The sequence below is a fragment of the Thermoanaerobacter sp. CM-CNRG TB177 genome, from assembly GCF_018588165.1.
GTDB classification, from domain to species: Bacteria; Bacillota; Thermoanaerobacteria; order Thermoanaerobacterales; family Thermoanaerobacteraceae; genus Thermoanaerobacter; species Thermoanaerobacter thermocopriae.
Map to the genome: position 1 here is coordinate 23,101 of NZ_JAFCAC010000093.1, position 25,232 is coordinate 48,332.

Genomic DNA, 25,232 nt, shown 5'->3' on the forward strand with positions numbered 1-25,232 from the left:
AGTGAGCAAAAGGAGGGAATATACAGTCTTTTTGTGGGGCAAATATATAAAAGTTGTTTTTACAGACCATGCGCTAAAAAGACTCGACAGCAGAACTTCTATTACTGTAGAAAATATTCTTCAATCTTTACAGGCTTCTGAGTCGAAAATAAAGAAACTGCGGAAAAAGCAGCACAGATTTGTAATATTCGATCACGTGTTAAATGCAGCCTACATGGCCGTATTCGACAATCCAAACAGCGTAGTAATCATAACCGTTTACAAAGACACTAACACATGGATTGAAGGTGGCCCGGACATTATAATGCGGACAAAAAAGGAGCTGCGGAGATACGTCTCCGTATAGCTCCTTTTTAAATTTATCAAAAGGAGGAATTAAGGATGAAACAGGTGGCGTACTTTTCAGGCAAAGTTAAGGACCTTCCTAAGTTTTTAAATCTCCTGTACAGCGTTGAAGGTAAAATAATTGCATTCGATATTGATAACACACTTATCAATGTAAACAAAAGGCTGGAAGAAATGGGGTACAATACAGTTTTATACCCCAATCCAGAGCTAACGGAAGACTTCTGGACGACAGTAGAAGGAACCAGCATTTTACTTGGTGCAGAGCCAATTCCCGGTTCATTAAAACTTCTAACAACTTTTATAAATCTTGGTGCAGAAGTTGTTTTTGTAACAAGTCGCAACAGAGAATTAAAGTTTTTAACGGAAAAGTGGGCAGAAAAATACTTCCCCGGAATTGAAGTTTACTTTACAAAAGAAAAACACCGGCTGGATGCAGATATTTACGTAGAAGACGATCCGGTGCAGATAAAACAAATACTTAACACAAACAAACTGGTACTAATTCCAAAATGGCCTTACAATTTAGACTTATTTGAAACCTTTGAAAATGCTGTTTATTACAACATTTAAAGGGGGATTCAGGAATGCGTAGAGATTTTGACATTCTGGATACTGCAAAAGGACTGGGAATAAAAATTCTAAGAAAGGCCTCATCTGAAGAGTACATTGCAAGGTGTCCGCTCTGCGGAGATTCAGAAAACCCTGAGCATGGACACCTTTATTTAAATATATCAAAAAATGTCTACTACTGCGTACGCTGCGGAGAAGGTGGAAGCGTAGTAGACTTATACGCAAAAATAAAGAATATTGATACAGAAACAGCTTACAGAGAACTTAAAGAAGGAAATATTACTACTCCTGCAGCTGAAGAAAATTACAAAAAAATACAGTATAACTCAGTTGCACCAATTGAAGTAAGGGACAGGGTATACAGAGCATTTTTAGATAAACTTGTTCTAGAACCACACCACCGCAAAAACCTCCTAAAGAGAGGCCTTTCCTGGGAAGAAACAGCAAAAAATCTTTACAAATCCCTGCCCCAAAAACCGGGAGAAAGCAGGAAAATCTGCAATGACCTTATTAAGGAAGGCTACAAATTAAAGGGAATCCCTGGTTTTTATAAGACAGAGGATGGAGAATGGGATTTTGTAAATTATAAAGGCTTTTTAATCCCTGTAAAGGATGTACAGGGACGGATACAGGGTTTTCAAATAAGACTGGACGAAGGAGAAAGCAGGAAATATGTCTGGTTTTCCTCTAGAGGTAAACCGGACGGCACACCTGCCCATGCATGGCAGGGTGTGCATGGAAAACCTGCAAAGGAAGTGTTTATAACGGAAGGCCCGCTGAAGGCAGACGTAGCACACTACCTGTCCGGATACACTTTTATATCCGTGGCAGGTGTCACAGCAATAAAAGGGATAGAAACAGTGCTTAAAGACATGGGAGCCAAAAATGTTAATATTGTTTTTGATATGGACCTTCTGACAAACGAAGCAGTAAAAAAAGCAAAAACAAAACTAGAAGAAAAGTTGAGAAATGCAGGGTTCCAGGTACGTGCAAAAACCTGGGACCCGGCTTATAAAGGAATTGATGATTACTTACTGCATAAATACAAAGAAAAACAAAGAAAAATCGTATAGGAGAGGCTTTTCACGGCCTCTCTTTTTAAATTTTAAAGGAGGGGAACATCAATGTATATTGAATTATTTGGGACTGAATATGCTGTTATTATGAAAGAACATGCAGTGAAAAGAATCAGGCAAAGAAACATTTTACCTGATTTGATATTGAATGATTTGAAAAATGCAGAAGAAAGTCTCGGGGAACTGAAAAATGGGGATAATTTTATTATTATTGACAGTTTCGGCAGGATAACAATTGTTGGGAAAATATATTATCAAATAATAGAAATTACAACAGTAGTAGACACGGGAGAAGATTTCTTTGTTAAATATGCTTCTGACAAAGTAATTTTGATCAAATAAGTCGGAAATATTGACTTTATGTTCAATTTAAAGTATAATAAAAACATAAAGAGAAAAATGAATATTAGAGGGTATGTACTGGGTGTTGAAGAGTACATACCCTCTATTTGTTTTTTGAGGGGTACTCTTCTTCCAAAAAAGAATAAGAAAGGAGAATATACTATGAAGCTTATATTAGATCCTGGCGTAAAAGAATTTTTAAAAACAAATAACATAATTACAAAAGAAGATTTAATTAAAAAAATGCATGAAGAATTCCTAGTCTATCCAGAAAAGTATACAATTGTTTTTAGCGAAATTACAAAAAACGATAAAACTTTTGAAGTGATTTATGCGACAAATGATGATAAAAAGACTATAGACTGCATAAATGTATCAGAAAAAACAAATGACACCATGACTATAAGAGAATATCACGAAAAAATAAAAAAAGAAAAAACAGTAAAATAGAAGTGCAGTGCTTTATAGCTGCACTTCTATTTATATTTTTAGGTAAAATTTTACTGTGGGAAAAGTGTGGGAATAAGGAGAAAATAAAAATTCTATATTGTCTAGAATTCAATATTTTCAAGCATTATAAGCATCAAATAAAACTTATACCTTGGAATATGTATAAAATAGGTGAGTAAAAGAGAAGGCTTTTAAGGTTTTCTCTTTTCTTTTATGTTTAGAAATAGAAAAGTAATCATAGGTAAAATTATTTGTAGAGGTACATGTATGTAAAAAGGAGTAAATTTAAGACCTATAAGTATGTGGGTTTGATAACTGTCGGCAATTATAAAAGAAGCAGCAAAAATCATCGACAAAACAGGGAAAAGCAGGTATTTATAACTTTTTAATTCCAACGCATTTTTTATCATGGTAAGTCCCGCATAAGTAAATACGCTAATCTTAAAAAATACCCCTATAATCATTATAAATACATACAAAGTGTCTAGGTTTTTTAAATTTCCTAAATTTATTAATCTTATAACTTGATACAATGGGAAATTTTCTCTTGAAGCTTCATCTGCTCCTAAAGAAGAAATTATAATGATATTGTTAAAGGACAATAGTAGACCAGTAAAAACAGTGGTTATCAGCATTATCTTTTTTATTTTTTCCTTTTGTTTTACTTTATCAAAAACTGTAGTAAAAGCAATAAGTTCACCAAATGGAAAAGTCACAATTAGAGGAATTGCTGCTTTGATTACGGGAACAATTCCATTTTCTAAAATTGGTAAAAGCCTTGAAAAACTAAAATTATCTCCCATCATTATCATAGTTGTTTGAAAAGCCATAATAGCTAAAATAAGAGGGAGCAAAATTTTAGCAACGCGGGCAAGTACACATATATCAAATAGGAGGTAATACATTACTAATATAAGCATAAAAGAAGAAAAAATATATGTAGGTGTTCGAGAATATATTGTATTTACACTGAGTTCTACATAGTCTCTTACGTTTCTTGAAGCAATGTATAAAAAGTACAGAGCATAAATTAGAGATAAAGTTTTACCTATATATTTCCCATAAACAAACTCAAGTAACTGTGGAAGATTTTTTTGCGATTTTTCAAAAGAGGAGACGTACATAAGTGTAATTGGCAGAGAAATAAGCATTGCAATTAAAATAGAAAGCCAACAATCTTGTTTTGCTTTAATTCCCAAACAAAAGAGTACTGATGTTCCAATCTCAAAAGTTATCATTAAAAACAATAAATCGCTAACTTCTAATCTTTTGTTCATTGTTACCACCTTGAAAATAAACTTTAATATTAGGATTCCTATTAATTGAATTTTTTATTTATTTACTAATTTATCTATTAAAACAAAAAGTTGCTTAAGAAAAGGAATTATCAAAAGTGCAGAAAAAAGATTAAAAAATGTGTGGGCGTTTGCCACCTGTCTTAAAGGATTGTGGGGGGAGATGAGTTTCAAAAACTCTGCAAAAAAATTTGTAAAAGGCAAAAAGAGTATAGTGCCCCCTATATTAAGAAAAATGTTAAAGAGAGCTATTTTTTTCCCTTCTTTGTTAGAGGCAAAGCTCAGTATGATAGCCTCTGAGCAAGTTCCAATATTTAAACCATATATTATTGGCAATGCTTGAGGCAAGGTTATTAGTTGAGAGGAGACCAAAACTTGTAGTGTTGCTATACCTACATTACTTGATTGAAGGATTAATGCTGTGATTATTCCAGCAAGAATTCCCCAGAAAGGATTTGAAAGATTAGCACTAATAAGCTCGAAGTTAGAATTTTTTTTAAGAGGCATTGTAGCCAGTTCCATTATCTTAAGACCATAAAATACTAATCCAAATCCTAAAAATACATTTCCTACAAATTTTAATTTAGTATTGCAATTTTGGAAATGTAGTACAGAACCTATAAAAACTAAATAAGGGGCTATTTTAAACAGATTAAATGCGTAAAGCTGCACGGCAATAGTAGTTCCAATATTAGAACCTATAATTATACCTGCTGCGCTTTTAAGAGTTAAAAGCTCTGCTCCTGCCATTGTTACTGCGATTACAGTTACCATGCTACTGCTTTGAATAATTAAGGTTATAAAAAAACCTATTATTATTGATTTTAATAAATTGCTTGCAAAATTGTTAATAATTTGAGAAATTTTTTGTTGTGAGAAGACCTTTAATCCCCTTGTTAAAGTAAAAATTCCCCAAATAAATACTCCTATTCCTGCCGCGAAATATATTAAAGAGATTATCATTTTTACTCCCCCGCAAAGTCCTTTCCTATTTCAATTTTATGTTGCCAATGTCTTAAAATGAATAATTTTTCATTAAATAAAAAACACTAAGAATTAGAGGTTAATAATATTTTTTAGAGGTGGTTGGATGAAAGGGATAATCATGGCGGGTGGAGAAGGAAGTAGACTAAGACCTTTAACAGCCGATATACCTAAGCCTATGGTACCTGTTGCAAATAAACCTGCGATAAAGCACATAGTGGAACACTTACACAAATATGGAATCAAAGATTTAGCTGTTACGCTTTTTTACTTGCCTCAAAAGATTAAAAAATATTTAGAAGAAGAATATGGGGATGAAATAAAGTTTTATATAGAGGATAAGCCGTTAGGGACGGCAGGCAGTGTCAAAAATGCTAGAGACTTTCTAAATGATACTTTTATTGTTATGAGCGGAGATGTAATTACTGATGTTAATATAAAAGAAGCTTATGAGTTTCACAGAAAGAAAGGGGCAAAAGTTACTCTTATTTTGACAAGAGTAGATGTGCCGTTGGAATATGGTGTTGTGATTGTGGATGAGGAAGGCAAAATAAAAAAATTTTTAGAGAAACCTTCTTGGGGAGAAGTGTTTAGCGATACAGTAAATACGGGTATATACATAATAGAACCAGAAATATTGGAGTTTATACCTCAAGATAAGCCTTTTGATTTTAGTAAAGATTTATTTCCTATGTTGTTGAAAAATGATATTCCAATGTACGGTTATATTACAGGAGGATATTGGTGTGATATAGGAAATACCAATCAATACATCACTAGTCATTTTGATATTTTAGAAGGAAGAGTAGATTTAGGATATAAGGATAAGTTACTTAAAAAGGGAAAGGTAATAGGTAAAAATGTTACAATTTCTCCTGAAGCTAAAATCATCCCTCCTGTGATTATAGGAGACAATGCAATAATTGAAGCTAACGCTGTTGTAGGACCTAACGTAATAATTGGTAAAAATAACTATATAAAGAAAGGGAGCAGTTTAAAAAATGCTGTATTGTGGGATGAAATAATTGTAGATAAAAATTGTGAATTAAGGGGTTGTGTAGTTTGCAATAGAGTGAGAATCGGCAATAATGTCCGAATTTTTGAAAACAGTGTTATAGGGGAGAGTTGTAAAATAAAATCCTTTGCTGAAATAAAGCCAGAGGTAAAAATATGGCCCTATAAAATAATAGATGAGGGCTCTGTGATCACAAAAGATGTAGTGTGGGGGAATGGAAGGAAGCCTTTGACTTTTGGGTATAGGGGGATTAAAGGAGTTTTTAATGAGGATATTACTCCTCAAATTGCAGTTGAAATTGGAGAAGTTTTTGGAAATATAGTGAATAGCAGTGTGTTGGTAGGACACGATGGGGATATTGTATCTCAATTTATAAGCGATTTAATAAGTTTTGGGCTTGTATCTGGTGGTTGTGAGGTCTTAAAAGTCAATAATACTCTTTTACCCACTTTAAGATATGGAATTAAGAAAAATAAGTGTGGAGGAGGAATCTATGTAGAGGAAGAAGAAGGAAATTTAAGGATTTTGTTTCTCGATAAAGAAGGGTGTGATATCGATAGAAACTTAGAAAAGAAAATAGAGAACAAATTGAGAGTATATGATATTGAACGAGTTGATGGGAAAAATTTAAAACCTATAAGAGAAGTTGATATAAACAACGATTATCTTAACTTTCTTTTTAAAAAAAGGACTGCATATAAAAGTTTTAAAATTAAACCTTACGATGAAAAAACAGAACTGCTATTAGAAACAGTAGGTAAAAATGAGTTCTTAATAGTGCAAGAACCTTATGACATAGGGGTACTTTTTTATAAAAATGGGGAAAAAATTAAGCTCTATGATGAAAAAGGAAGGGAATTTGATGAGGATGAACTCAATTACTTAAGAATGTTAATCGCGAAAGAGCAAGGAGCCAAAAGTTTTGTGCTTCCTTTCGATAGTTCCAAATACTTGACAGAATTTGCAAAGGAATTTTCTATTGATACTGTAAGCAGTAAAATTTCTCATAAAGAAAGAATGAAAACAATAGTGTCGAAGGAAAGTGTAGAAAAAGACTTACAGATTAATTTGGAATTTGACGGTTTTAGTTTTTTACTAGACCTTTTAGAATATTTACAACATACTTCTAAAAAACTGTCCTCTATTAAAGACAGTTTTCCGTTAAGATATAGAATATCCAAGAGTATAAGATGCGATTGGAGAGATAAAGGGAAAATAATAAGAATGCTTTTTGAAAAGGCTGATGAAGGGGCAGAATTTTTAGATGGTTTAAAGTTTAATAAAGAAGATTCATGGGTGTTAGTAGTACCGGATTATGAATTACCTGCTTGTAATATTTATATAGAAGCTCCTACAAAAGAGAGAGCTGAAGAGCTATTTTCAATGTATGAAAATGAAATTAAAAGTATTATACAAAAGTAAAATTTTATTTGAAGTTTGCGAGACAAAGAGACGTAGGCGGGGCCGGATGCAAGGATGCCGGAGGCTGGCCTTATGCACGCACTACAGTTTGAAGCGGGTTTTACCCCGTTTTTTTATATGGTATAATAAAGGCATGAAAAAATTTCTCTTGAAGGTGTTTTATTATGAAAAAAGAGGGTAAATATATTTCCGCTACAGAGATAAATCAATTTCTTTATTGCCCCTATCAGTGGTATTATATAAAAAAATATGGAATGGAATATATCAATGGTTTGAGAGAACAAAAAGAGCAAGATTTGCAATTTAATAACTTTAAGAAAGGGATAGAATATCATGAAAAATATTACAAGGATATTGTAAAATTGCGATATAAAAAATATGCGATTATTTTTGGAATTATAGCTATTTTATTGATAATTGCGATTATGAGGGTTTTAAAATGATTCTCAATATAATTTTTTTATTTTTTACCATATATTTGCTTATTCAATCATTTATCGAACAGAAGCCTTTTTATAAAAAAATGAGAAGAAGCATAGGATTTCGAGGAGGCAAAATAATATACATAGATAAGCCACAAGAGGTGAAGGAAAAAGGAGTAGTATATGGAAAATTATTAAAATCGGATAAATATGGCTTATCGGGAAAACCAGATTATATTTACCAATTAGCAGAAGATTTGATACCAATAGAACTAAAGAGCAGTCAAGCAGAGGATTCACCTTATTATAAAGATGTTATGCAATTAGTTGCATATTTTTTGATAATAGAAGATGTATACCAAAAAAGAGTAAAAAGAGGGCGAATAGTTTATAGGAATACTATGTTTGAGGTTTATAATAGGCGACACTTAAGAAAAGAACTTTTTAATATATTAAAGCAAATGAAAAAAATGCAAGAAGGAGATTACTTTCCTGAAGTAAATCCTTCTTTTGCTTTATGTAGATTCTGCCCTTGTAGAGATACTGTATGTGAAATATACAAAAATACTTCCAAATAAAAACAGAATATTATGTTTATATAGAGAAAAAAATAAAAAAGAAATATAGAAAAATTGAAGTGAGGTATGACCATGGTAAGAAAAATATTCTCTATCTTAATGGGAATTTTGTTGTGTTTTTCAATTGCTTCTTGTGGAATAGCTAAAAAAGACATTACAAGGGCAGAAGAACAAAAAATGCAAAATGAAGCTTTACAAAAGCCTTTGGAAAAACCTAAAGAAAAAATATCTAATACGGTCAACAATGCTGTTTATACCAATACAGAAAATCTGGATAACACTTTGTATAGCTGGGGACTAAGGGTGTTGCCAAATCATCAAACTCCAGAAATTACCCCTTTGGCAATGGAGCTTATAAAAAAATACGATGCGATTTTTGTAGGAGATACGACAAAAAAGGTAGTTTATTTGACTTTTGACGAAGGATATGAAAATGGTTATACACCTAAAATATTAGATATACTCAAAGAAAACAATGTAAAAGCTGCTTTTTTTGTAACTGGGCCCTATGTAAAAGAACAGGCTGATTTAGTTAAAAGGATGGTGGAGGAAGGGCATATAGTTGGGAATCACACTGTGAATCATCCAAGCTTACCTACCTTATCTGATGAAAAAGTAAAAGAGGAAATAACTATGTTGGGAGATATGTTTAAAGAGCTAACAGGAAAAGACATGAAGTATTTTAGACCTCCCAAGGGAGAATATAGTGAAAGGACTCTTTATCTTACTAAGTCTTTGGGATACAGGACTGTTTTTTGGAGCCTTGCGTTGGCTGATTGGCAGCCACTTCCCGGAGGACCAGAGGAAAGCTATAATACTGTTATGAAAAGGCTTCATCCGGGGGCGGTAATACTTCTTCATGCAGTTTCAAAAGACAATGCTTTAGCCCTTGATAGAATAATTAAGAGTATTAAAGCTGAAGGATATGAATTTAAAACTCTAGACGATATACCATGAAAAAAGCAAAATTTATACTTCCTCCCAGTAAGTTAGAAATTTTTATAAATATATGGAGATTTTTTGTTTATTATGTTTACTTAGGAATTTTGGCTATAGGATTTTTTATGGCAATAAAAAATCAAGAGGAAAAGAGAATGTTAATTAAATAACATTTTGATACTAATTATCATGATAAAAAATGACCTTTGATATTTTATACCAAATAGTTATTTTTTTTACTCATTTTACTGAAGAGTTTTTTGGCATATTACTTGCATAAGAAAAAGGTGGGGGTATAAAGATGAAAGAAAAGATTCTGGATGCAATGAGAGACTTCCCGATAATAGCTGCAGTGCGAGAGGCAAAAGATTTAAATACGGCTCTTTCTTCAAATGCACAGGTGATATTTTTACTTACTGGTGACATAATGAACATTTCTGAAATAGTTCAAGAGGTCAAAAGACATGATAAAATTGTTTTTGTGCATTTTGATTTGCTTGAAGGTTTAGGAAAGGACAACAAAGCAGTAGAGTATTTGGCTGAAAAAATAAAGCCACATGGTATAATCTCTACCCGCAATAATATTTTGATACACGCTAAACAATTTGATCTTTTCTGCATCCAGAGACTTTTCATTTTAGATTCCCAGGCATTAAAAACAGGGTTTGCTTCAACAAAACAAATAGTTCCAGATGCAATAGAAGTAATGCCTGGGATAATTCCCTCAGTGATAAGTGAAATATCAGTAGATGTGCATCAACCAGTCATCGCAGGAGGTTTAGTCAAGACAAAAGAAGAAGTTATAAATGCACTTAAATCTGGCGCCATTGCTGTATCAACAAGCGAAAAAAGTCTGTGGTTTATAGAATGAAAGGAGGGATAGTTTTAACATATTGCATAATTATTTTAAAAGTTAAACGATTTGAAATTTGGAATTATGGAGGGATATTTTATGAGTGACCTTGCAAAATATGTTGCTGAATTTTTTGGTACTATGATACTTATTTGGTTAGGTGATGGCGTGGTTGCAAACGTTGTCTTGAATAAATCTAAAGGGCAAAATAGCGGCTGGATTGTAATCACAGCGGGATGGGGATTTGCAGTAATGGTAGCTGTTTATGTAGTTGGATGGATAAGTGGTGCTCACATAAATCCAGCTGTGACTCTTGGTTTAGCAACGATAGGGAACTTTCCATGGAGTTTAGTGCCAGGCTACATTATAGCGCAAGTTTTAGGAGCTTTTGTGGGAGCTATAATTGTTTATTTGATGTACATGGATCATTTTGCTGCAACTGATGATCCCACAGCTAAGCTTGGTACTTTTGCAACTATTCCAGCTATAAGAAATTTGGGTAAGAATTTTATGACAGAGGCATTTGGCACTGCTATGCTTTTAATAGGAATACTGGGCATAACAAATGGCAACAATCAATTAGTTGGAGGATTAGGACCCCTTGTAATTGGTTTACTTATTTGGGCAATAGGTTTAAGCTTAGGTGGACCTACAGGTTATGCAATTAATCCAGCAAGAGACTTTGGGCCAAGGCTTGCTCATGCTATTCTTCCTATCCCAGGGAAAGGAGATTCTGATTGGGGATACGGCTTAATAGTTCCAATATTTGGGCCGATAGTCGGAGGAATACTTGGAGCCATAGTTTACCAACTTATTGTGAATATACATTAGTGAAAGAGCTTAAATCGGCGAGAGTTTTTCTCTCGCCGACAAATATAACAAAAATTATGAGGGGGAAAAGAGATGGCAAAGTACATTATGGCTTTTGACCAGGGGACAACAAGTTCCCGTGCGATAATTTTTGACCATAGTGGGAAAATTGTGGCTTCACAAAATCAAGAATTTAAGCAAATTTATCCTAAGGCAGGTTGGGTAGAACATGATCCAATGGAGATATGGGGTACACAAATAGGTGTTGCAAAAGGTGTTATAGAAAAAGCGGGTATTAATCCGGAGGATATTGCAGCTATTGGCATTACAAATCAGAGAGAGACAACTGTTGTATGGGATAAAAATACAGGAAAACCTATTTACAATGCAATAGTGTGGCAATGCAGAAGAACTGCTCCTATATGCGATGAACTAAAAAATAAAGGTTTTGACAAGAAAATTAGAGAAAAAACCGGACTTGTAGTAGATGCATATTTTTCTGGTACTAAAATAAAATGGATTTTGGATAATGTTGAAGGAGCAAGAGAAAAAGCAGAAAAAGGAGAATTGCTTTTTGGAAATATTGATACCTGGCTTATTTGGAATTTGACAAGGGGTAAGGTACACGTAACTGACTATTCTAATGCGTCAAGGACGATGCTTTTTAATATCCATGAATTAAAATGGGATAAAGAGATATTAGAAGAACTTAATGTCCCAGAGCAAATGCTTCCTGAAGTTAAGCCTTCCAGTTATGTATATGGCTATACTGATAAAAGTATATTTGGAGTAGAGATACCTATTGCCGGAGATGCGGGAGACCAGCAGGCAGCTTTGTTTGGTCAAGCCTGTTTCAAACCTGGGATGGCAAAAAACACCTATGGAACAGGCTGCTTTATGCTCATGAATACTGGTGAAAAGGCTGTACCTTCCAATACTGGACTTCTCACTACAATCGCTTGGGGAATTGATGGCAAAGTAGAATATGCCTTAGAGGGTAGTATATTTATAGCAGGTGCTGCGATACAGTGGCTGAGAGACGAGCTTAGAATAATTGACAATTCACCTCAAAGTGAGGAATATGCGCTGAAAGTTGAAGACACAAATGGTGTATATGTTGTTCCTGCTTTTGTAGGATTAGGAGCCCCTTATTGGGATATGTATGCGAGAGGCACTATTGTAGGACTTACAAGAGGCGCAAAGAGAGAGCATATAATAAGGGCAACACTGGAGTCTATTGCTTATCAGACAAGAGATGTATTAGAGGCTATGCAAGAGGATTCAGGTATTAAATTGCAGGCTTTAAAAATTGACGGTGGAGCAAGTGCTAATAACTTCTTGATGCAATTCCAATCTGACATTTTAGGTGTTCCAGTTGACAGGCCTCAAGTAATTGAAACTACTGCTCTTGGCGCTTCTTATCTTGCGGGATTGGCAGTAGGATTCTGGAACAGCAAAGAAGAAATAGAGAAGAATTGGAATGTTGATAAACATTTTGAACCAGCTATGGATAATGAAAAGAGAGAAAAATTGTATAAAGGTTGGAAAAAGGCTGTAGAAAGGGCTATGAAATGGGCTGAAGAATAAAATAAAAAATTGATAAAAAGTAGCAGGAATTTTAAGATGTTTGTAGAATATATTTATTAAAGAGAAGAAAAAATAAATATGAGTATGGTGGAGATTTGGAGAACCATATATAGCCGACAGGGGTCGGTTATATATGGTTTTTTTATCTTTTAAGGAGGTTTTATGACTATGAAAGAAATGTACGATGTTTTGATAATAGGTGCTGGAGTGGTTGGATGTTCAATTGCGAGAGAACTTTCAAAATACAAATTAAAAATATTAGTTGTAGAAAAAGGTGAAGATGTGGCTTCGGAAGGAGCTTCTAAAGCTAATAGTGCAATACTACATGCGGGTTATGACCCTGTACCTGGTACTTTAAAAGCTATGCTGAATGTCAGAGGAAATGAAATGTACGATGAGTTGTGTAAAGATTTGGATGTTCCAATAAAGAGAACAGGTTCTTTAGTTGTGGCTTTTTCTGAAGAAGAGGTAAAAGAGCTCTATGAATTGTTTGATAGAGGAATAAAAAATGGTGTCAAAGGGTTGTCTCTCATTACAAAAGATATGGTCAAAGAGATAGAACCACACATAAATGACACTGTAGTTGCTGCTTTGTATGCCAAAACAGCAGGAATAATATGTCCTTATGGATATACTATTGCAGTGGCAGAAAATGCTGCACAAAATGGAGCAGAATTTGTTTTTAATTCAGAAGTAATTGATATCAAAAAAAATGGGGACTTCTTTATAGTAAAAACTCACAAAGAAGAATTTTACAGTAAATATGTTGTCAATGCTGCAGGACTTTATTCAGATGTCATAAATAACATGGTAGGGGCGAAGCCATTTTCTGTGCATCCTAGAAAAGGAGAATATTTGATATTAGATAAAGACCAAGGATATCTTGCAAGGACAGTAATATTCCAGGTTCCAACTAAAATGGGTAAAGGAATACTAGTTTCTCCTACAGTTGATGGAAATCTATTGATAGGACCTACTTCAGAAGACATACAAGATAAAGAATTTAAAGCAACTACCAGAGAAGGGCTCAATAAAGCAATTACAGTTGCAAAAAGAAGTGTGGATAAATTTGATGTCAGAAAGACTATCACTCAGTTTACAGGACTTAGAGCGACTCCTGATACAGAAGACAAAGACTTTATAATTGGAGAATCTGATGTGAAAGGATTTATAAATGCTGCTGGAATAGAATCTCCTGGTTTTACTGCAGCTCCTGCTATCGCTGAAATGATAAGGGATATACTTAAAGATGCTGGACTTCAGTTGATTGAAAAAGTAGATTTTAACCCAAAAAGAAAACCAGTCATAAGATTTACTGAACTTTCAGACGAGGAAAGAAACAAGCTTATAAAAGAAAATCCTGCTTATGGAAGAATAATATGCAGATGTGAGACAGTGACGGAAGGAGAGATAATAGATGCGATAAGAAGACCTGTAGGTGCAAAATCTTTAGATGGTGTTAAAAGGCGTGTAAGAGCTGGAATGGGAAGATGCCAGGGAAGTTTTTGTGGGCCGAGAGTTGTTGAAATATTAGCAAGAGAACTTAATATTTCTCCTCTTGAGGTTACAAAGCATGGAAGAAATTCGAATATACTAACTGCAGAGACAAAAAAATTTTTATTAGAAAAAGCATCGGAGGTTTTAAAGAAAGAGGTGTATGAGAATGCTTAACTATGATATAGTCATAATAGGTGGCGGCCCTGCAGGCTTGGGTGCTGCTGTAGAAGCCTATGAAAAGGGTGTAAAAAATATAGTCATAATTGAAAGAGATAAATATCTTGGGGGTATTTTAGAGCAGTGCATACACAATGGATTTGGACTTCAGGAATTTAAAGAAGAATTGACAGGACCAGAATATGCACAAAGATTCATTGATAAAGTAGAAGAATATGACATAAATGTAATGTTGGAAACTATGGTTTTGGAAATAACTCCTGATAGAATTGTAAAAGCTGTTAATTCTAAGGAAGGTGTGTTCACAATAAAAGCTGGAGCTATAATTTTAGCTATGGGATGCAGGGAAAGGCCGAGAGGTGCTATTATGATACCTGGCACTCGCCCAGCAGGTATTCTCACAGCAGGTACTGCTCAGAGGTATGTAAATATGGAAGGATATCTTCCAGGGAAAGAAATAGTGATATTAGGTTCTGGTGATGTTGGGCTTATTATGGCGAGAAGGCTTACATTAGAAGGAGCAAAAGTCAAAGCAGTTGTAGAACTCATGCCTTACTCTAGTGGACTTACAAGAAACATCGTTCAGTGTTTAGAGGACTTTAATATTCCTCTTCTTTTAAGTCACACTGTCATTGAAATTCACGGCAAAGACAGGGTAGAAGGAGTTACAATTGCCAAAGTTGATGAAAATAGAGAGCCAATTATGGAGACTGCACAGTATATAAGTTGTGATACGTTAATACTTTCTGTTGGCTTGATTCCTGAAAATGAGCTCTCTCAAAAGGCCGGTATAGAGCTAGACCCTATAACAGGAGGACCTATTGTAAATGAAATGTTAGAAACAAGTGTTCCTGGAATTTTTGCTTGTGGCAATGTCCTTCAAGTTCACGACTTAGTTGACAATGTTACTGCAGAAGCGAGATTGGCAGCTAATTCAGCAATACGATTTATTCGAGAAGGTGAATTTGGAAAAAGCAATATTGCCGTAAAAGCTGGTAATGGCATACGTTATGTTGTTCCGCAAAAGATAAATGTAGATAACATAGAAAAAAGGATAAAATTCAGAATGAGACCTGTTAACGTTTATAACAATGCTATGTTAGCAGTAAAGTCAGGAGACAAATATTTACTAAGACAAAAAAGGCAGCGCTTAACCCCTGGTGAAATGATTGATGTAAATTTAAGTAAAGACATACTAAAAAATGCAAATCTTGAAGAAGGTATTGTCTTTTTAGTTGAGGAGGGATAAAATGGAACTAAAAGAAATTACATGCATAGTTTGCCCCTTGGGCTGCAGGATACAAGTTGAAATGGAAGGAGGGGAGATAAAAAGCGTAAAAGGATATTCTTGTTCTAGAGGATTAGAATATGCTAAAAATGAAGTTACTATGCCTAAAAGGACTATTACTACAAGTGTGAGAGCAATAGGGGGACATCTTCCACTCTTATCTGTTAGGACAAAAGAGCCTGTTCCAAAAGAAAAGATACAAGAAATAATGCTTGAATTGGCTAAGGTAGAGGTTAAAGCTCCTGTAAAAATAGGAGATGTAGTGGTGAAGAACATTTTAGGTACGGGGGTTGACATAATTGCTACAAGAAACCTCTATGTAAAATAAGTTTTTGCGTGGTGATAAAATGGAGGGAAGAAGGGAAATATTAAGAACTCCTGTGAGTATCCATTCTCAGATTGCTGCCCATATTGTTCAAAAGGTTAGTCACATAAGCAGACAAAACAATGTAAGCATATTTTTAAGGAAGATAAATGACAATAGGTTGATTCCTGCAAATAGTATGTTATCAATGGTGACTTTTTTTGCTTCTCGGGGAGAAGAAATAGAAGTAGTGGTAGAAGGAGCAAATGTGGACAATGCTATAAAAGAGTTTAAAGGCTTTTTTTACAACGAGTTAGGGAAAGAAAAGGAAGAAAAAACTACTTATGAACTTTTAAAAAATACCTCAATAGCCTATGAGAAAATATTTAATTCTATTGGCTCAGGACTTATAGTTACTGATGAAAATGGGGCAATAATGATTTTTAACAAAGCAGCTGAAAGTATTACAGGGATTAATATGGACCAGGCTATAGGGAAAAAAATACAAGAAGTGATGTCGGATATAAAAATTGCTGATGTGTTAAAAACTGGCAAAGAAGAGATGAATAAAAAACTAAAAATAGGCACAAATGTGGTGTTAACAAATATAACACCTATTTATACAGGTACAAAAATAGAAGGGGCGGTTATAGTATTTTATGACTTCCCTCAAATAGAATATTTGGAAAATGAGCTAAAAAGAGATAGAAAACTTGACAAAGCTTTTGACATAATAATAGGCAATAGCGGAAAATTAAAAGACGCTCTTACTATTGCTTCTAAAGCTGCAGAAACTGATTCAACAGTCCTCATAAGAGGGGAAAGCGGAACGGGGAAAGAGCTGGTGGCTAATGCGATACATTACGCCAGTAAGAGAAAGGATAAACCATTTATAAGGGTAAATTGTGCGGCTATTCCTGTGACTCTATTGGAGAGTGAACTTTTTGGACATGAAAGGGGAGCTTTTACCGGAGCTGTAACGCAAAAAATAGGAAAATTCGAATTAGCCGATGGGGGAACGATTTTTCTTGATGAAATAGGAGATATTCCCCCTGAGATTCAGATAAAACTTTTAAGAGTGATTCAGGAAAAAGAATTTGAAAGAGTAGGAGGAATAAAAACTATAAAGGTGGATGTGAGGATAATTGCTGCGACAAATAAAAATTTAGAGAAGGCAATAAAAGAGGGGACTTTTAGAGAAGATTTATACTATAGATTAAACGTTATACCTGTGATTTTGCCTCCATTAAGAGAAAGAAGAGAAGATATTCCTCTTCTTGTGGAACATTTTATAGAAAAGCTTAACAAAAAATTAAATAAAAATGTAAAAAAGGTTACTAGAAAAGCTATGCAAGCATTGATATATTATGATTGGCCTGGGAATATACGAGAATTAGAAAATATAATTGAAAGATGTATAACATTGAGTGATAATGATTACATCGATTATAAGGACTTACCTCATTATATTCGAAATGAAAGTGCTGTTATCTCAGATGATGATATTATTTATCTTGGAGAAAACAACGAGCTACTTACAATGGAAGAATATGAGCGCAAAATAATAAAAGCTGCGTTACAAAGGTATAAAAGTTTTAATAAAGCAGGAAAAGTTTTAGGACTTACCCATAAAACTATTGCTGCAAAAGCAAGGAAATTTGGACTTGTTGATAGATAATTCCAAAAGGATTAATTGGCTGATACTTTTTACCAAAATAGCCTTTGAAGGCTATTTCAGACTGTAGACAAACTTTCGTAAATAGGATATTTTGCAATCGGTGCGACTTGTGACAAAGCGGCAACAAAACTTAACAAAACCGAAGGTGGAGGCAGGGCCGTAGCCACGGATGGCGGAGGCGGGCACTAAGACAAGGATGTCGAATGTGCCCGGTACCCTGCCGGAACCCGAAGGTCGAGTTTAGTTTTGTCGCTTTGGAACATCGGAGTGACGATGCAAAATATCCTATTTTAAAAATTTTTTACTTTGTCAACAAGCTATACCTGTTTGCTACATTTATTTGGCATATAAATTGCATTTAAAAATTGGCAAAAGTAAATTGGAAGGAGGTAAATTATGAAAAAGTTGATTAATAATCCTAATGATGTCGTGAAAGAAATGATAGGGGGATTATTGGCTGCTCACCCATCTTACCTGAGAAAACTTGACAACATAGATGTAATTGTCAGAAAAGATGCACCTGTAGAAGGAAAAGTTGGACTTGTAAGTGGTGGCGGCAGTGGCCATGAGCCTGCTCATGCAGGATATGTGGGCTATGGAATGTTAGATGCGGCTTGCCCTGGTGCTGTCTTTACTTCACCTACGCCTGACCAAGTTTATGAAGCGATTAAGGCGGTGGATGGAGGAAAAGGAGTATTATTGATTATTAAAAATTACACAGGTGACGTAATGAATTTTGAAATGGCTAGAGAAATGGCACAGATGGAGGGAATAGAAGTAGATGAAGTGATAGTAAACGATGATGTTGCAGTAGAAAATAGCACTTGGACGCAGGGAAGACGTGGCATTGCTGGAACTGTTTTTGTTCACAAAATTGCTGGTGCAAAGGCACAAGAAGGGGCTAGCTTACAAGAAGTAAAAAGAGTAGCTGAGAAAGTAATTGCAAATGTAAGGTCAATGGGAATGGCACTAACACCCTGTACTGTTCCAGCAGCAGGGAAACCCAGCTTTACTCTTGCAGAAGATGAGATGGAGATTGGTATAGGAATACATGGAGAGCCTGGAACTCACAGAGAAAAAATAAAACCTGCAGATGAAATAGTAGAACATTTAATGGAGAAAATAATAAATGACCTGCCTTATAAAGAAAATGACGAGGTTGCTGTTATGATAAACGGGCTTGGTGCAACTCCTTTAATGGAACTTTATGTTGCGAACAGGAAAGTAGCAGAAATCTTAGAGAGTAAGAAGATCAAAGTTTACAAAACATACGTAGGAGAATTTATGACCTCTCTTGAAATGAGTGGATTTTCTATAACATTATTAAAATTAGATGAAGAACTTAAAACATTGTTAGATGCAAAGGCTGATACACCTGCTTTCAAACAATTATAAATTTTTAGGAGGTAGAAGATGGTTATCACAAAAAATGATGTCCTAAAAATTGTGGACAAAATTGTAGAGGTTATAAAAGAAAATAAAGAGTACCTTACAGAGTTGGATGCTGCTATTGGTGATGCGGACCACGGAATAAATTTAGATAGAGGATTTAATGCCGTAAAGCAAAAATTGACCACATTGCCTGAAACTACTGATATAGGGACAATATTAAAAACTATAGGCATGACACTTGTATCTACGGTGGGAGGAGCTTCTGGTCCTTTATATGGTACAGCTTTTATGAGGGCTGGCCAAGTAGTTCAGGGTAAAAATGAACTTTCTGAAGAGGATATAGTTAAAATCTTTGAAGCTGCTTTAGATGGCATCAAACAAAGAGGAAAAGCCGAAGCAGGAGACAAGACTATGATAGATTCTATTGAACCTGCATATAAAGCTTTAAAAGATAGTTTAGAGAACAACATTGCATTACCTGAAGCATTAAATAGAGCAGCTAATGCTGCAAAAGAGGGAATGGAATACACTAAGAATATTTCTGCAAGAAAAGGAAGAGCAAGTTACTTAGGAGAAAGAAGTATTGGACACTTAGATCCAGGGGCAACATCAGCATATTTGATGATAAAGACTTTTTCTGATGTTGTCAATTTATCATGATGGTGGAGGAAAAAATGGTTGGAATAGTGTTAGTCTCTCACTCAAGAAAAATAGTAGAGGGGATTTATGAACTTGCAAGCCAAATGACAGGCGGAAAGGTTTCCATAGGGATAGCTGGCGGGACACAAGATGGCAGATTGGGAACAGATGCTACTAAGATAATGGAGGAAATTAAAAAAGTAGACGAAGGAGAAGGAGTAGTAGTTTTAGTTGATATTGGAAGTGCTGTAATGAGTGCACAAATGGCACTAGAGCTTTTGGGAAAAGAATACGAGGGAAAAGTAAAAATTGCCGATGCTCCTTTAGTGGAGGGAGCAATTGCAGCTAGTGTAGAAGCTTCTATAGGTAGTGATTTTAATAAAGTTCTTTCGGTTGCAGAGGAATCCAAAAAACTTAATAAATTGTAAAATAATTCTAAGTCTGGACAAAGTCCAGACTTTTTTGTAATACATTAAATTCATCAAAATTTAACAAACATCTATTGAAAGAGATTTAATTACAGGAAAAATTGATTATGCGGGGAAAAAAGAATATAATGGAGGTAGAAAGACTTAGTGAAAAATAAATAAAAAAAGTATTTTGACAAAAAAACTTGCGCAAATGTTAAAAGATAATTGACTGAGAGGTGTAACAATGCAACAAGATGAAGTAATGAAATTGCGGGAACAACTCAATAAAACTCCGAAGACACCAAAGGAAATTTCTATATTGCTAAAAAGAATAATAAAAAAACAGGAGGAAATAGTACAAATAATTAGCATTTTAGAACTTTTTAATGAGACAGTGTACTTATACCATGTACTATTTAGAAAAAAGAGTGGAGCTAATACTTTGGCATATTTGGATAGAGAAACACAAAACATTTTAGAGACTATCAAAAATATAGTAGATAATACACAGTATTTCGGATTTATGGAAGAAAAAATAATAAAAAAGACGGAAAGGGCAGTCAGAAAATATAAGGACTACTTTGAAAATGCTATTGATGTTTTGTATGGATATTATGTAGAGTCGAGATATGTTAACGATGTGATAAATGATAGAGCGAGGGATTTTTTTTCTGAAGAATTGATAGATGAGGGGGAATTTTACGAAAGTGTTATTAATTTCATAAATGAGGTTGAAGAGGAAAAAGAAGAAAGAATAAAAGAAATAATATCTAGCATTCCTTTTGCAATGTCTAAAAAGCGCTTTTATGAATATTTAACGAGGGGACTGGAAAAGGATTATTCAAATTATGAAGCTTTTTTGGAAAGTGTAATAGATATAGAGGAAAATTTTTATGGTAAATTAATAGAAGGCTATGGCGATTTTTTTCCTCATATTGCTGAGAAAATTGAATACTTACAATCACTGGATTTTAAATATATGACTCAGGAAGAAGTAGACGCGTACTTTAAAAAAAGTATGGAATTAATAGAAAGTATCCAACAATTAAGAGAAGTTTGTTTTTCTGTTTTAAAAATTATAAATAGACTATTAATAGTATTTGTATCAAAAAATAGCTTTAAAACTTTAATTAGTAAAGAACCTTTTATAGTGGATTATATAGTTTTTTATAACAAGTTAAATAGAAATTCTTTAAAAGAAATAGAAAAAAATATCAAAACTTGCGATAATGTAATTTCTAATTGGTATTTCGAATTGTATAGGTATAATTTATTATTAGGAGAAATTGACTATTCTGATCTGGATATTGGGGAAATTATAGATGAAGTTATATTACAAAAAATTGAAATACTTTCAGAATTTGAAAACTTATTAAATGATACAAGTGAAATTGTACTCGAGGATGGTCAATTAGAAGAAGAACCTATAGATATGGCTGTAATAAAAGGCGAAATAAAAAAAGTCATTTCTTTAATCGAAGATATTTCAAGAAACATGAAGAATGAGTATAGAAAAGCAAGATTGAGAAGACTTATGGGAATTATTCCTGTACCTCAAAATTTTGAAAAAGAAGTCTTGCATTATATAAAAAATTCTATTGAGCTTGACAATTCGCAGAGTAGAAAATTATCTTTTATGCATACAGTAACGAAAAAAATAGAGCTTTACAAGGATTTAAAAAAAACAAAAAAACTTTTATGAAGCTATAATAAAAGGTGCAAAGGATGTTATTTAAAATGGTGAGAAAAATTATTAATACCTTTTTTATCAGTGGCATGGTTGTATCACTGTTTTTAACTGTTCTTCTTACTAATTTACAATATGTAGTAGTTAATAATGATTTTTATAAAGAGGAATATGTAAAGAATAATGTAATGTTAGTAACAGGTATGAATATTGAAGAGCTTATGAGAGTCACCCACATAATGCAGAGGTATTTAATGGGTAAGGAAGAAACCCTAGATGTAATGGCAAAGATTAATGGCAGTAGGCAGAGGATGTTTAATGATAGAGAATTAGCTCATATGAAAGATGTAAAAAACTTGTTTCAAATGGGCTTTTTTATAAGAAATATATCAATAATTGTATTTTTACTAATTTTTACATATTTTCTCTTTACAAAATCTTTTTATAAAGTCTTAGATTATCTTTTAAAAAGTACTATATTTATAATGATTTTGTTGTTAGTTTTTGCATTAGGAGTAATGCTGAATTTTGATAATTGGTTTACTGTTTTTCACCTTGTGTTTTTTGACAATGATTTGTGGTTATTAGACGTTGAAAGAGATAGACTTATACAAATGTTTCCTTTAGAATTTTTTCAAGATGTGGTATTTTTAATTTTCAAAAATGCTTTTTTTACTTTTGTAGTTATACTTGGAATAGTATATGGGATCATGAAAATGACAAAAAAGCCTGTTTTTTAAATAGGCTTTTTTGTCATACGCATAAAGTATTTTCTTCTTCCCATAATGTTTCTAATTCTTCTTTTGTAATTGAGTCTTTTTCTAAAAGCTTTTCGGCTATTGCAATAACTTTATGTTTATTTTCCAGCAATATTTTTTTGGCAAGTATATAACAGCTATTTATAATTTTGTCAATTTCTTTATCGACAATTTCTGTGGATTTTAACATGTGTAAGTCAAAAACCCTGTTTCCCAATTCACTCATTCCATAATTGCAAACCATCTGATAGGCAATTTTTGTAGCTTCTTTTAAGTCATTTTCGGCTCCTGTTGAGATTTCATTGAATATTATTTCCTCAGAAGCTCTACCTCCTAAAAGCATGGTTATTTTATTTTTTAATTCTGTTTTTGTTAGTAAAAAGGCATCTTCTTTTGGAAAGTTTAATACATATCCTAATGCTTCACCTCGAGGGACGATTGAAATTTTTTCTATAGTATTTACGTTTAAAATTTTTCCAATTAGAGCATGACCCGCTTCATGATACGCAGCAATTGTTCGCTCTTTTTCTAATACAGAAGGATTTTTCTTTTTAAGGCCTGCGATTACGCGTTCTAATGCTTCTTCAAATTCTTCCTTTCCAATTTTACTTTTACTTTTCATCACAGCCAGTATTGCTGCTTCGTTACACATAGTAGCCAGATGTGCGCCTGTCATACCGTGAGTTTTTCGTGCTAATTCACTTAAAGATATAGTTTCGTCAAGAGGTTTATTGCGGGTATGTACATTTAATATTTCCAACCTTGCTTTCATATTAGGTGCTCCAATGTGTATGGTTCTATCGAATCTTCCGGGCCTTAGTAAGGCCTCATCTAACATGTCAATTCTATTAGTTGCTCCTATGACTATAATTCCTTCGTTGCTATTAAAACCATCCATTTCTACCAATAGTTGATTTAAAGTTTGATCTTTTTCTGAATTGTTATCGGTGTTTCTCTTTGTTCCTACAGCATCTATCTCATCTATAAAAATAATACTGGGAGCGCTTTTTTTTGCTTTTGCGAAAAGAGATCTTATGCGACTTGCCCCTACTCCTACATATTTCTCTACAAATTCTGAACCGGAAGCACTGATAAAAGTAGAATTAGTTTCACCAGCTAATGCCGTAGCCAAAAGAGTTTTTCCTGTACCTGGTGGTCCGTAAAATAATATACCTTTGGGAATTTTTGCTCCCATTTTGTTGTACTTTTCTGTATTTGTCATAAAGTCGATTATAACTTTTAATTCATCGATCACTTCATCTAAGCCCGCCACATCCTTAAAAGTGATATTGTTTTTTCGGTGACTGGCATCTTCATTTGTCTCAGTGATATTGTTATAGTTTACAGGCATGAGCTCCGAGAATTTATTTTTAAATAGTAGGTAAGTTACAACAATTACTGCTATTGTCAAGATAAAAGAGAGATTGAGGTCTAAATTTGGTTTTACTTCTGAGATAAAAATGTAAATAAAAAGTAAATTTATAAATGTAGAAAGCACTAAAATAATAATGTGCAAATTCTTTTTCATAATTTCTCGCCCCCACTTTTATTCTGAATGTAGTTTTTGCTTATTAATACAATTTATTCGCTAATTGAAGAAGTATAAAAAATGATTTTGAAGGCAAAAATGTAAAATAAATGAACGATTAGGAGGGTAGATATGAAAGGATACATGGGAATAGACGTAGGTTCTGTTAGTACTAATATTGCTGTAATTGATGAAAACAATAAAGTGGTAGATTCTATTTACATAAGAACACAGGGTCAACCTATTAAAGCAGTTCAAACTGCTCTTCGTGAGATAAAAAATAAAATCGGTGATATGGTTATTAAAGGAGTAGGTACCACAGGAAGTGCAAGGCAATTAACTGGATTAATGGTAGGGGCGGACATAGTCAAAAATGAAATTACTGCTCATGCTGTGGCGGCTTCCAATGTAATAAAAGATGTAAGAACGGTAATTGAAATAGGGGGACAAGACTCAAAAATCATAATTTTAAGAGATGGGGTAGTAGTAGATTTTGCAATGAATACAGTCTGTGCAGCAGGTACTGGTTCTTTTCTTGACCAGCAAGCACACCGATTAAATATTCCCATTGAACAGTTTGGTGACATAGCCTTACAATCTAAAAGCCCTGTTAGGATTGCGGGTAGATGTAGTGTTTTTGCAGAGTCTGATATGATTCACAAACAGCAGATGGGATATGCTCTTGCTGACATAATAAGTGGCTTGTGTGATGCCCTTGTCAGAAATTATCTAAATAATGTAGGGAAAGGTAAAGAAATAAAAGAGCCGATAGTGTTTCAAGGTGGTGTTGCTGCTAATAAGGGAATAAAGGCAGCATTTGAAAAGGCATTGGGGATGAAAGTATATGTCCCTGAACATTACGGCGTAATGGGAGCCATCGGGGCAGCAATTTTGGCAAAAGAAGCAGTAAAAGAAAAAGGATATACTTCTTTTAAAGGCTTTGAGGTAAGTGGTTTTAAATATAGAGCAGTAGGGTTTGAGTGTACTTTTTGTCCTAATCGATGTGAAGTCGTAGAATTTGTACAAGAAGATGAGGTAATTTCAAGATGGGGAGATAAGTGCGGCAGGTGGTCTAACAACACTAGTAAAAGAGTACATGCAAATACAGCTAGTTAATTGTCCACTTCAACTTACACCCTACAATTTCCTTTACTTAATCTTCTATTAGATATGTTAATCTATA

At 33.8% G+C, this 25,232-nt stretch carries 25 protein-coding genes; 22 read left to right on the top strand and 3 right to left on the bottom strand.

The genetic code is table 11. From position 1 onward, the window contains the following. Position 1 precedes the first annotated feature (1 nt). The 5 genes from I4N53_RS10935 to I4N53_RS10955 all read left to right on the top strand — a co-directional run bounded on the left by I4N53_RS10935 (position 2) and on the right by I4N53_RS10955 (position 2,786). A complete protein-coding gene (locus I4N53_RS10935; RefSeq protein WP_214496245.1) occupies positions 2-346 on the top strand; it encodes a hypothetical protein in 345 nt (114 codons plus the stop codon). Positions 347-381: 35 nt separating this feature from the next. Further along, positions 382-918: an HAD family acid phosphatase gene (locus I4N53_RS10940; protein WP_214496246.1), complete on the top strand. Its 537-nt coding sequence runs from the start codon at positions 382-384 to the stop codon at positions 916-918. A 14-nt stretch (positions 919-932) separates the two neighbouring features. Beyond that, positions 933-1,991, top strand: a complete 1,059-nt coding sequence (locus I4N53_RS10945) for a DUF3854 domain-containing protein (protein WP_214496247.1) — start codon at positions 933-935, stop codon at positions 1,989-1,991. Positions 1,992-2,042: 51 nt separating this feature from the next. Next, positions 2,043-2,336 carry a hypothetical protein gene (locus I4N53_RS10950; protein WP_214496248.1) on the top strand — a complete coding sequence of 98 codons (294 nt, stop codon included), beginning with the start codon at positions 2,043-2,045 and terminating at the stop codon, positions 2,334-2,336. Positions 2,337-2,498: 162 nt separating this feature from the next. Next, a complete protein-coding gene (locus tag I4N53_RS10955; protein WP_143597681.1) occupies positions 2,499-2,786 on the top strand; it encodes a hypothetical protein in 288 nt (95 codons plus the stop codon). 191 nt (positions 2,787-2,977) lie between these two features. On the opposite strand, the gene I4N53_RS10960 is transcribed toward I4N53_RS10955, so the two are convergent. Both I4N53_RS10960 and I4N53_RS10965 read right to left on the bottom strand, forming a co-directional pair. After that, complete coding sequence (locus I4N53_RS10960; RefSeq protein ID WP_004400576.1) at positions 2,978-4,063, bottom strand: endospore germination permease; 1,086 nt, start codon at positions 4,061-4,063, stop codon at positions 2,978-2,980. 54 nt (positions 4,064-4,117) lie between these two features. Next, positions 4,118-5,044: a Na/Pi cotransporter family protein gene (locus I4N53_RS10965; RefSeq protein ID WP_004400573.1), complete on the bottom strand. Its 927-nt coding sequence runs from the start codon at positions 5,042-5,044 to the stop codon at positions 4,118-4,120. Positions 5,045-5,171: 127 nt separating this feature from the next. On the opposite strand from I4N53_RS10965, the gene I4N53_RS10970 reads away from it, so the two are divergent. From I4N53_RS10970 to I4N53_RS11045, 16 genes are all read left to right on the top strand, one after another. Further along, positions 5,172-7,502 (top strand): sugar phosphate nucleotidyltransferase, encoded by a 2,331-nt coding sequence (locus I4N53_RS10970; protein ID WP_214496249.1) that lies wholly within the window; start codon positions 5,172-5,174, stop codon positions 7,500-7,502. A 164-nt stretch (positions 7,503-7,666) separates the two neighbouring features. Continuing rightward, positions 7,667-7,945: a hypothetical protein gene (locus I4N53_RS10975; RefSeq protein WP_003866556.1), complete on the top strand. Its 279-nt coding sequence runs from the start codon at positions 7,667-7,669 to the stop codon at positions 7,943-7,945. Then, positions 7,942-8,502 carry a CRISPR-associated protein Cas4 gene (gene cas4, locus I4N53_RS10980; protein WP_009052784.1) on the top strand — a complete coding sequence of 187 codons (561 nt, stop codon included), beginning with the start codon at positions 7,942-7,944 and terminating at the stop codon, positions 8,500-8,502. The genes I4N53_RS10975 and cas4 overlap by 4 nt, the downstream gene beginning before the upstream one ends. Positions 8,503-8,574: 72 nt before the next feature. Next, positions 8,575-9,459 carry a delta-lactam-biosynthetic de-N-acetylase gene (gene pdaA / locus I4N53_RS10985; RefSeq protein WP_003866558.1) on the top strand — a complete coding sequence of 295 codons (885 nt, stop codon included), beginning with the start codon at positions 8,575-8,577 and terminating at the stop codon, positions 9,457-9,459. Between the two features lie 283 nt (positions 9,460-9,742). Beyond that, a complete protein-coding gene (locus I4N53_RS10990) occupies positions 9,743-10,312 on the top strand; it encodes a glycerol-3-phosphate responsive antiterminator (RefSeq protein ID WP_003866560.1) in 570 nt (189 codons plus the stop codon). Between the two features lie 81 nt (positions 10,313-10,393). Continuing rightward, positions 10,394-11,125, top strand: coding sequence for an MIP/aquaporin family protein (locus tag I4N53_RS10995; RefSeq protein WP_214496250.1), 732 nt, complete (start codon positions 10,394-10,396; stop codon positions 11,123-11,125). A 72-nt stretch (positions 11,126-11,197) separates the two neighbouring features. Then, complete coding sequence (gene glpK / locus I4N53_RS11000; protein ID WP_009052782.1) at positions 11,198-12,691, top strand: glycerol kinase GlpK; 1,494 nt, start codon at positions 11,198-11,200, stop codon at positions 12,689-12,691. 168 nt (positions 12,692-12,859) lie between these two features. Next, positions 12,860-14,362: an NAD(P)/FAD-dependent oxidoreductase gene (locus tag I4N53_RS11005; RefSeq protein WP_003866563.1), complete on the top strand. Its 1,503-nt coding sequence runs from the start codon at positions 12,860-12,862 to the stop codon at positions 14,360-14,362. Further along, a complete protein-coding gene (locus I4N53_RS11010) occupies positions 14,355-15,614 on the top strand; it encodes an NAD(P)/FAD-dependent oxidoreductase (protein ID WP_003866564.1) in 1,260 nt (419 codons plus the stop codon). Before I4N53_RS11005 ends, I4N53_RS11010 begins: the two co-directional genes overlap by 8 nt. Position 15,615: 1 nt before the next feature. Beyond that, on the top strand, positions 15,616-15,981 hold the full coding sequence (locus tag I4N53_RS11015) for a DUF1667 domain-containing protein (protein WP_003866565.1): 366 nt from the start codon (positions 15,616-15,618) through the stop codon (positions 15,979-15,981). 19 nt (positions 15,982-16,000) lie between these two features. Continuing rightward, positions 16,001-17,635: a sigma 54-interacting transcriptional regulator gene (locus I4N53_RS11020; RefSeq protein ID WP_214496251.1), complete on the top strand. Its 1,635-nt coding sequence runs from the start codon at positions 16,001-16,003 to the stop codon at positions 17,633-17,635. A gap of 396 nt (positions 17,636-18,031) precedes the next feature. After that, positions 18,032-19,030: a dihydroxyacetone kinase subunit DhaK gene (gene dhaK / locus I4N53_RS11025; protein ID WP_214496252.1), complete on the top strand. Its 999-nt coding sequence runs from the start codon at positions 18,032-18,034 to the stop codon at positions 19,028-19,030. A gap of 18 nt (positions 19,031-19,048) precedes the next feature. Further along, the gene (gene dhaL, locus I4N53_RS11030; RefSeq protein WP_214496253.1) at positions 19,049-19,687 is read left to right on the top strand and encodes a dihydroxyacetone kinase subunit DhaL; all 639 of its coding nucleotides are present in this window, start codon (positions 19,049-19,051) and stop codon (positions 19,685-19,687) included. Positions 19,688-19,701: 14 nt separating this feature from the next. Then, positions 19,702-20,094, top strand: coding sequence for a dihydroxyacetone kinase phosphoryl donor subunit DhaM (gene dhaM / locus I4N53_RS11035; protein ID WP_214496254.1), 393 nt, complete (start codon positions 19,702-19,704; stop codon positions 20,092-20,094). A 226-nt stretch (positions 20,095-20,320) separates the two neighbouring features. After that, entirely contained in the window at positions 20,321-21,778 is a 1,458-nt protein-coding gene (locus tag I4N53_RS11040) for a hypothetical protein (protein WP_214496255.1), read from the top strand. A gap of 23 nt (positions 21,779-21,801) precedes the next feature. Then, a complete protein-coding gene (locus I4N53_RS11045) occupies positions 21,802-22,503 on the top strand; it encodes a TIGR01906 family membrane protein (protein WP_044018748.1) in 702 nt (233 codons plus the stop codon). Positions 22,504-22,516: 13 nt separating this feature from the next. Here the strand turns inward: I4N53_RS11045 and I4N53_RS11050 are convergent, their stop codons facing one another. Next, positions 22,517-24,049: an ATP-dependent metallopeptidase FtsH/Yme1/Tma family protein gene (locus I4N53_RS11050; protein WP_214496256.1), complete on the bottom strand. Its 1,533-nt coding sequence runs from the start codon at positions 24,047-24,049 to the stop codon at positions 22,517-22,519. 132 nt (positions 24,050-24,181) lie between these two features. On the opposite strand from I4N53_RS11050, the gene I4N53_RS11055 reads away from it, so the two are divergent. Beyond that, positions 24,182-25,165: an acyl-CoA dehydratase activase gene (locus tag I4N53_RS11055; RefSeq protein WP_013150692.1), complete on the top strand. Its 984-nt coding sequence runs from the start codon at positions 24,182-24,184 to the stop codon at positions 25,163-25,165. The last annotated feature ends 67 nt before the right edge of the window (positions 25,166-25,232 follow it).

Bases quoted from the DNA above. Each gene is read 5' to 3' on its own strand.
- I4N53_RS11005 (WP_003866563.1), top strand. From the start codon at position 12,860: ATGAAAGAAATGTACGATGTTTTGATAATAGGTGCTGGAGTGGTTGGA.
- I4N53_RS11050 (WP_214496256.1), bottom strand. From the start codon at position 24,049: ATGAAAAAGAATTTGCACATTATTATTTTAGTGCTTTCTACATTTATA.
- I4N53_RS10940 (WP_214496246.1), top strand. From the start codon at position 382: ATGAAACAGGTGGCGTACTTTTCAGGCAAAGTTAAGGACCTTCCTAAG.
- I4N53_RS10945 (WP_214496247.1), top strand. From the start codon at position 933: ATGCGTAGAGATTTTGACATTCTGGATACTGCAAAAGGACTGGGAATA.
- I4N53_RS10975 (WP_003866556.1), top strand. From the start codon at position 7,667: ATGAAAAAAGAGGGTAAATATATTTCCGCTACAGAGATAAATCAATTT.
- I4N53_RS10970 (WP_214496249.1), top strand. From the start codon at position 5,172: ATGAAAGGGATAATCATGGCGGGTGGAGAAGGAAGTAGACTAAGACCT.
- I4N53_RS10960 (WP_004400576.1), bottom strand. From the start codon at position 4,063: ATGAACAAAAGATTAGAAGTTAGCGATTTATTGTTTTTAATGATAACT.
- I4N53_RS11015 (WP_003866565.1), top strand. From the start codon at position 15,616: ATGGAACTAAAAGAAATTACATGCATAGTTTGCCCCTTGGGCTGCAGG.
- dhaL (WP_214496253.1), top strand. From the start codon at position 19,049: ATGGTTATCACAAAAAATGATGTCCTAAAAATTGTGGACAAAATTGTA.
- I4N53_RS11020 (WP_214496251.1), top strand. From the start codon at position 16,001: ATGGAGGGAAGAAGGGAAATATTAAGAACTCCTGTGAGTATCCATTCT.
- dhaK (WP_214496252.1), top strand. From the start codon at position 18,032: ATGAAAAAGTTGATTAATAATCCTAATGATGTCGTGAAAGAAATGATA.
- I4N53_RS11010 (WP_003866564.1), top strand. From the start codon at position 14,355: ATGCTTAACTATGATATAGTCATAATAGGTGGCGGCCCTGCAGGCTTG.
- I4N53_RS11055 (WP_013150692.1), top strand. From the start codon at position 24,182: ATGAAAGGATACATGGGAATAGACGTAGGTTCTGTTAGTACTAATATT.
- pdaA (WP_003866558.1), top strand. From the start codon at position 8,575: ATGGTAAGAAAAATATTCTCTATCTTAATGGGAATTTTGTTGTGTTTT.
- I4N53_RS10955 (WP_143597681.1), top strand. From the start codon at position 2,499: ATGAAGCTTATATTAGATCCTGGCGTAAAAGAATTTTTAAAAACAAAT.
- dhaM (WP_214496254.1), top strand. From the start codon at position 19,702: ATGGTTGGAATAGTGTTAGTCTCTCACTCAAGAAAAATAGTAGAGGGG.
- I4N53_RS10990 (WP_003866560.1), top strand. From the start codon at position 9,743: ATGAAAGAAAAGATTCTGGATGCAATGAGAGACTTCCCGATAATAGCT.
- I4N53_RS11045 (WP_044018748.1), top strand. From the start codon at position 21,802: ATGTTATTTAAAATGGTGAGAAAAATTATTAATACCTTTTTTATCAGT.
- I4N53_RS10950 (WP_214496248.1), top strand. From the start codon at position 2,043: ATGTATATTGAATTATTTGGGACTGAATATGCTGTTATTATGAAAGAA.
- I4N53_RS10995 (WP_214496250.1), top strand. From the start codon at position 10,394: ATGAGTGACCTTGCAAAATATGTTGCTGAATTTTTTGGTACTATGATA.
- I4N53_RS10965 (WP_004400573.1), bottom strand. From the start codon at position 5,044: ATGATAATCTCTTTAATATATTTCGCGGCAGGAATAGGAGTATTTATT.
- glpK (WP_009052782.1), top strand. From the start codon at position 11,198: ATGGCAAAGTACATTATGGCTTTTGACCAGGGGACAACAAGTTCCCGT.
- I4N53_RS11040 (WP_214496255.1), top strand. From the start codon at position 20,321: ATGCAACAAGATGAAGTAATGAAATTGCGGGAACAACTCAATAAAACT.
- cas4 (WP_009052784.1), top strand. From the start codon at position 7,942: ATGATTCTCAATATAATTTTTTTATTTTTTACCATATATTTGCTTATT.